The 6,981-nt window shown below is 65.4% G+C and carries 7 protein-coding genes; all 7 read left to right on the top strand.

Annotated elements, in window-relative coordinates; translation table 11 throughout:
* On the top strand, positions 1-272 hold a 272-nt coding region (locus AC1DU6_RS15485), incomplete at its 5' end, for a hypothetical protein (protein ID WP_477858135.1).
* Positions 269-811, top strand: a complete 543-nt coding sequence (locus tag AC1DU6_RS15480) for a hypothetical protein (protein WP_477858133.1) — start codon at positions 269-271, stop codon at positions 809-811. The genes AC1DU6_RS15485 and AC1DU6_RS15480, both read left to right, overlap by 4 nt.
* Complete coding sequence (locus tag AC1DU6_RS15475; protein ID WP_477858131.1) at positions 811-1,293, top strand: DUF1833 family protein; 483 nt, start codon at positions 811-813, stop codon at positions 1,291-1,293. Before AC1DU6_RS15480 ends, AC1DU6_RS15475 begins: the two co-directional genes overlap by 1 nt.
* 31 nt (positions 1,294-1,324) lie before the next feature.
* Positions 1,325-1,714: an NlpC/P60 family protein gene (locus AC1DU6_RS15470; protein WP_477858129.1), complete on the top strand. Its 390-nt coding sequence runs from the start codon at positions 1,325-1,327 to the stop codon at positions 1,712-1,714.
* The gene (locus AC1DU6_RS15465; RefSeq protein ID WP_477858128.1) at positions 1,708-4,149 is read left to right on the top strand and encodes a host specificity factor TipJ family phage tail protein; all 2,442 of its coding nucleotides are present in this window, start codon (positions 1,708-1,710) and stop codon (positions 4,147-4,149) included. The genes AC1DU6_RS15470 and AC1DU6_RS15465 overlap by 7 nt, the downstream gene beginning before the upstream one ends.
* Entirely contained in the window at positions 4,146-6,548 is a 2,403-nt protein-coding gene (locus AC1DU6_RS15460; protein WP_477858126.1) for an SGNH/GDSL hydrolase family protein, read from the top strand. The genes AC1DU6_RS15465 and AC1DU6_RS15460 overlap by 4 nt, the downstream gene beginning before the upstream one ends.
* Positions 6,549-6,665: 117 nt before the next feature.
* Positions 6,666-6,981 (top strand): hypothetical protein (locus AC1DU6_RS15455; RefSeq protein WP_477858124.1); only part of this gene is annotated, 316 nt, incomplete at its 3' end.

The following is a 6,981-nucleotide window of genomic DNA, read 5'->3' as shown; positions in this document are numbered from 1 at the left end:
AGCCGGAGATGTTCACGGCCGGCAACGGAACGCAGTACATGATGCCCACGGCAAACGGCAGCGTTACACCGGCTGACGGTGTCGGCGGGAAGGTTCAAGTGCTGGTCCATGTGACCAACACCCACCCGACCGCGCAGGTAACCGCGCAGACTGACGACACTGGGCGCATCGTGCAGATTGCTGTGGCCGAGGTGGCTGGGCAGATCAGCTCCAACAGCGGGCCCGTGTGGTCGGCGATGCGTGGTGCAACCAACGTGCAGGGCCGCCTATGACCACGCCAGCCTACCCCTTCCAGATCCGCAGCGTGCTGGCCACTAAGAGCCGGACGCAGCCGGCGGCGTTCCGCCTCAACGAGCCGCGGCGCGGGTTCGGGTACGCCCAGGCCAGCGGTACCGACGTGCCGGTTTTCTGGGACGTGTCCTTCCGCTTCGATGCTGAAGAGGCCTTCCTATTTCAGCTGTGGTTCGACCAGGTCCTGCAGAAGGGCGTGCTCGAGTTCGCCATGGCGCTGCGCACCGAGTTCGGCATGGTCACACATATCTGCCGCTTCCTGCCTGACGGCCTTCTGCCGGCGGACTCGGCGGGCAGCACCTGGAGCTACCGCGCCACCATCATGGCCCGCAAGCTCATCGTGCCGGCGGAGTGGGACGGGGCGGGCGAGATGATTCTCGGTCTGCCGGACTGGCGCGACTGGTTGGATTTCCTCGACATCACGGTCAACCTGGAGATGCCCGAGCCACTTGACCCGTCTTACCGCGRCTGGGCCTCGCCGCTGGACCTGTCCATGACCATGCTGATGCCGGCGGTCTGATGGACAAGCGAGAATTTTGGAGCTCAAAGAGCCCGCTGCCCGAGTTCCATGCGATCACCTTCGAGCACACGGCGTTCAGCGTGCCGTTTCGTCTCGTTGCCAACCAGTTCGCCGAGGTGACGCTTGGCGGCCATGTGCACACGCCGGCCCCGATGACCATCAAGGCGCCGGACTCAAAGGGCGACGTGCAGCCGAAGCTGACGCTGGCCTTCCCGCGCCAGGTCGTCGGCCGCGAGTTCAAGCGTCAGCTTCGGTTGGTGACTGCCTCGGGCTCGCGAGAGCCTATCCGGGTGACCTATGCGATCTACTTGGGCGACAAGCTCACGCCGGAGATCGAGTGGCGGTTGTATGCAGCCGAAGCGGGAGGCGTGGCGTTCGGCCAGGACACGGTGCAGGTCACGGCGACAGACGACAACCCGATGCGGAGAGCGGTGGCGCCGATCTACGAACCCGGCGTCTTCACGGGGTTGGAGTTGATCTAGCTCCCTAGCATCAGGCAGGGTGAAAGCCCTCATGAGCCCCGCCGATTTCGTGACGCGTGCCCTGGCGCTGCAATGGGTTCGCTGGCGAAGCGACTGGTCCGCCGTCGACTGCTTTGGCCTCGTTTGCCTCTACTTCCGTGAGGTGCTCGGCATTGAGCTCGGCGCGGTGCCGCACACCGACATTGCGAGCGGATTTGCGTCCGCTCTCGGCTGGGCACAGTGTGAGCAAGGCGACGGCGCTGTCGCCTTCATGACCTGGCGTGATGGTGCGCCCACCCACTGCGGGCTCGTGCTGCCCGGTGCCATGTTGCTGCACGCCGATGGCGGCGAAGGCCGCGCTGGTCGCGTCAAGGTCACACGGCTCGCGGCCATGCAACGGGCGCGGCCAGACATTCGCTTTTACCGCTTCGCGCCATGCTGATCATCCAGAACGACCCAGCAGGAGTCACTGGCCGTCAGCGCTTTGACTGGGATCATGGTGTCTCGCTGCAGGAAAACATCGAGCGCCACCTGAGCGGCGGCGGTGACTGCGAGATCACCATCAATGGCTGCGCGGTGAACCCGCTGCGCGACCCGCGCATGGATATGCCGCCGTCAGTGATGGACTGCGTTGTCGTGTCGCGCAGGCCAGCGGGCGTCGAGGAGATTGGCTACATCATCGTCGCGCTGTTGGCGGCGGCGGTGGCCTACGCCATGATGCCGAGCCTGCCGGGCTCGAACGTCGGCAAGGAGAGCCCGAACAATTCACTGACGGCCCAGACCAACGTGGCGCGGGCCTACCAGGCGATTCCCGACGTCTACGGCTACCGCCGCTGCTGGCCGGACCTGATCCAACCGTCCACGGTCGAATACATCGACCACGTCAAATACGTGACCGAATGGCTGTGCATCAGCCGCGGCGAGGGGACGATCTCGGAGGTCCAGTACGCAGAGACGCCGATCACGGACATCGACGGGGCGAGCTACGAGGTGTTTGAGCCGGCGGCCGGGCCAGGCTATCCGGAGGGCCGGTCGACGACGATCCTGGACGTGCAAGAGACCTTCGCCAGCGACGAGGTCAACGGTCAGGAGATCAGCCCCGCAATCCCATTCCCGGCAGTCACCGGAGCGGCAACGCTGAGCGCCACCGCCTCATCGACATCGTTCACCCTGCAACTGACAGACGGCCCCGACCTGGCCAACCTGAAATCCGTCTCGCCGAGCGGGCTGGCATCCGTGACCTTCTCCTACGGCGCTGGCCCAACCGTCTTTGACGAAACAGTGACGGTAGATGCGTTTGTCGTCGCCTCCGGCTTCTGCACCTTCACCTTCACAGGGACAGCCTGGGGCACCACGGAAGCCGGCGCGGTCACGGCGCTGAGCATCACGCCGACCGGGTCTACCGCTACGGTTGTTGGCCCGTTCACGCTGCCAGTGAACTGCGAGCGCATCCGCTGGAATACCGTGTTCCTGCGCGGCCTGAAGGGCTCGGTGACGATCCGCGCCGAGTGGTGGAAGGTCAACGGCTCCGGTGTCGAGATCGGCGGCACGCGGCAGCACCAGGATGAGACCTTCACGGCCGACACCTATGACCAGCGCTTCTGGACAACGCAGGTCACCCCGTCGGGCGGCTCTGGCCGGTATCGCGTGCAGTTCACGCGCTCGACCCCGGAGATTGACGACGGGGGCGCGGACGTTGCCAAGCTCGAAGAGGTCTACGCGGTCCGCCACTACGCAGAGAAGGTGCTGCCCGGTGTGACGGTCATCCGCGTGACGACCAAGGCAACAACCGAAGCGACAGGCTTCAGTGACCGGAAGTTCAATGTGCGCTGGCTCAGGCATGTCCGCGAGCTGTATTCCGACACGCTCAGCTCATCGCRCAACTTCGCGCGGGCGATGTTGCACATCTGGACCATCGCCGGCAACGACGCCACCGGCATCGATGTCGACGCGCTTGCGGCGATCAACACCGAGTTCGGTGAAAGCTCGGAGCTGTTGCGCTTCGACAGCAGCTTGGACGATGCAGACGCCAGCCTCGGCGAGCGGATGCAGCTGGCGGCGAACACGGCTCGCTGCGTGGTCTGGCGCGACGGAGCGAAGTGGACGGTGACGCGTGACCAGGCGCGGCCCTACCCAGAGCTGCAGCTCGACTATCGCAACCTGGCCGCTGGCGGCGATTCGGCGATCAGCTATGCCGCGCACCTCCCGGCCTCAAACGATGGTGTGGAGGTCGAGTACGTTGACGAGGCGAGCCAGTCGAAGAAGGCCTATGTGCGTCTGAACATCTCGACCGGCGCACCAGTTGTTGGCGTCAGCCGCAACCCGAAGAAGATCAAGATGACCGGTTGCGCCACGCTTGCCCAGGCCGACAACCGGGCCCAGCTTGAGGCCCGCCGGCTGATCTACCAGCGCACCAGCGTGAGCGACACCGCGTTGTCTGACGGTTCGATCCTGGGCCTTGGGTCGTTGGTGCGGTGGGTGGACCCGAACGACTTCCTTGGCGACGATGGGCTGCAGGCCGGGGAGGTTCTGTCGATCAGCGGCGCCTTCATCACGACCAGCGAGCCCTTGGACTGGAAGGGCCAGGGCTCCGGCCGGATCGTCTTCACCGGCGCAGACGGCCACCAGCTTGGTGCGCCGGTGATCTGCTGGCCGTCCAGCGCCGGAGCGGAGCTGGACACCGTCCCGGCCGGGCTCTACGTGGCAGACCCAAGCCGGCAACTTGGCAGCCGCTACTCCTTCGCGGTGGGCCTCACCGCCGCCGAGCTTGAGGCCGCGGGGCTCTACACCGTGACCGAGATCAAGCCGGCGGCTGACGGAACGGCGTCCCTAAGCTTGGCGCAGTACGACGAGCGAATCTACGAGGCTGACGCATGACGACCCCCACCGCCAATCCGATCCCGAGCAAGTCCCCCCAGGATCTGCTGTTCAACGCGGAGAAGATCGACGAGATCGTCAACAGCCCCAGCGCGACCTACCTGGATCGCTTTGGCGTCCCACGCCTGACGCTGGCCGGCGTGGCCGCTGGCGGCACCGATACGGGCATCGAGGAGTTGACGGGGCGCCTCACACAGCAGGAATCCGCTGCGAAGGACTTCTGGGCGGCCGTGCGGGGCAACCAGCGCGACGTCCACGTCTTCATCAAGGGCGACTCGACGGGCAACGATCCGACGGAGTGGCCGCGCAAGCTTGCTCAGCTGCTTGGGCCGCTGATCCCTACGCACGATTTCAAGTACCGGCTCTTCGGGCTGGGTCAGACCGTGGCGAACGGCGGCACCGAGACCTGGGGCAGCTACGAGACCATCCAAACCGGTACCGGTCCGATGCTGCCGGACGCCAGCAAGAACACGGTCTATTTTCACAACGCCTCGGTTGCCGGCGTCAACAGCTGGTTCTTCATGGGCGCCCGCGAGGCGGTCATTTTCGACGGAACAAAGCCTGACGTCGTGTTCGACAACCTGGGCCACAACCACGGCACAGGCTCGGAAGAAGACATCATCCTGGCCGAGACGATCATCAGTCTGTCTCGCATGCRCTTCCTCGCGCCGCAGGCGGCCATGATCGTGATGCTGCAGAACCCGCGCACGGATCTGCCGGACAGCACCAACATCAACACCAACGGCCCCGGCTTCTCCGCCCGAGCAGTGTCAGCGCGCCGGCGTGCCGCAAGCCTGCACGGCGCGGCCGTCGTCGACTACTACACCCCGTTCAAGAAGGTTGACGACGCGTCGATCTACATGGGTGACACGGTGCACCCGAACGAGGCGGGCGCCGACACGCTCATCGTGCCGGCCGTGATGCGCGTCATGGCCGAGCCGGCGGACCTGACCGGCCCGTCGCCGACCTACATCAACCCGCTTGAAGAGGCCGGCCAGAACCTCGCCTCGAATGGGCGATTCAGCTTTTGGAAGGGCGCGGCGCCGGATGACTTCAGCTTCGTCAACTGCACGCCGAGCAAGGACCTTTCCAAGTCAGACGGCGCGCTCTACAGCTGCAAGGTCACGATCAATGCCGGCACCGACCCGGCGATATTCCAGGACCTGACGCGGCACCTGGCCCAGTACCGCGGCACGACCGTCTGCCTGGCCGTGCTGATGGAGCGATCAACGACCGCAGGCCTGCTGACTTCGCGCGTCGCCCTTGAGACCACGAACAACGACGACAACCCGAACTTCACGAGCTTCCCGCGCGAAGTGCCGGCCGCTAGCGGCCCCGAGGTTGCCTATGCGTTCGTCACGATCAAGCGCAACGCGACTGAGTTCAAGCTGAGGATCTACGCCGGCGCGGCCGATGGCAGCGATTCGGGCAAGAGCTTCAATCTCTACTGGGTCAGCGTTGTGCCCGGCCTACTGCCGCGCAGCGCCTCCCGTGAGGACGTGCGTAATCAGTTCGTGCTCGACTACTACGCCGATGCGAACGCGGGCAAGGTCTCTGGCACGGGCGGCACGCTGACGGCTGCGGCCGGCGTACTGACGCTGACCGGCGCGTCCGGTGCGTCCGACTGCTATGTCAACGCGCCTTCGCTGACCCCGGGCAAGCAGTACCGAGCCAAGTTCAACGGCAACGACTGCACCGGCAACACGGGCGGCAACTGGTACATCCGCAACGGGGCAAACGGCGGCGTCTCCGACATCGCCAGCAGCACCTGGACGGAAGGATCTGCCGCAAGCATCGTGTTCACGGCGCCGAGCAATCCGGTGTCTGTCCGCGTGAGCGGGTACACCGGCACGACCGGCTTCATCCTCGATCAGTGGTCCATCACGCCAGTGGAATCCGGCATCTCAACGCCGGTCAGCATCCCGTTGACCAGCTGCAAGTCGGCGGCCGGCGCTGGCCTCACGACGACGGCATCGGCTGGCAATTTCCGCATTAAGAACACGCACGGGACGGAGACCTATCTCGAAGGTGAGGGTGCGAACGGCGGTAGCGTGAACGACTCGTTCACCGTCGAGGTGCCGCTGCCACAGGACTACGTCGGAGGCCGCGACGTCACGATCACCGTCAACGCTCAATACGCCGGCAGTGGCGTCGCGGGCTCCACAAAGAGCCTGACGCTGGACGCTCGCCGAATCGGAGACGACGGCGCCCAGGGCGCGGTCAGCCTGGCTCCTTCGGCCGTCACGCTGACCGGCGCTGCAGCGGACTACGCGCTGGCCATCTCGGGTGCCACGCTGAGCACGGGCGGCCGGCTGGCGCTCAAGTTAACGGGTCTGCTGCAAGAGACCGGCGGCGTCAACATTTTGAACATCCGAGTCAACTCGCTGAGGCTGTCATGAACCTGGAAAAACTCCCCCAGCTCGGCGACCCGAGTCTGGGTGATGCGGTGGCTACGGCCAGCGGCGCATTTCCGATCGTGCTGGGCTACTGCCTGGCCGCCGGATGGGAGTGACATGGTGCAGACCAGAGAAACCGACCGCATGGGGCTGGATCCGCTGGCTGGACGCGTGACCATCGACCGAAAGATTCCGCTCTGGGGCTTGCTGGGGGTGGCTGGCGCCATTGCTGGGCAGGCCGTGCTGCTCTGGAACGGCCAGCAGCTGCAGGCCCAGCGACTGGACGAGTACGGCGCCAAGATCGTCGCCCTCACCCTTGAGGTGAAGGAGATGAACAACCAGCTCAGCGCCAAGGCCAGCAAGGACAACGAGCAGGACTTGCGGCTGAACGAGTACAGCCGGCGCCTGCTGCTGCTTGAAGGCGAGCGCTACGGGG

This window comes from Roseateles sp. P5_B10 (assembly GCF_056400485.1).
Note: the sequence above shows the minus strand (reverse complement) of the source record. Positions and strands in the feature narration are given on the sequence as shown.

Excerpts from the sequence above, each read along its gene's own strand:
- AC1DU6_RS15475 (WP_477858131.1), top strand. The coding sequence starts at position 811 with ATGGACAAGCGAGAATTTTGGAGCTCAAAGAGCCCGCTGCCCGAGTTC.
- AC1DU6_RS15470 (WP_477858129.1), top strand. The coding sequence starts at position 1,325 with ATGAGCCCCGCCGATTTCGTGACGCGTGCCCTGGCGCTGCAATGGGTT.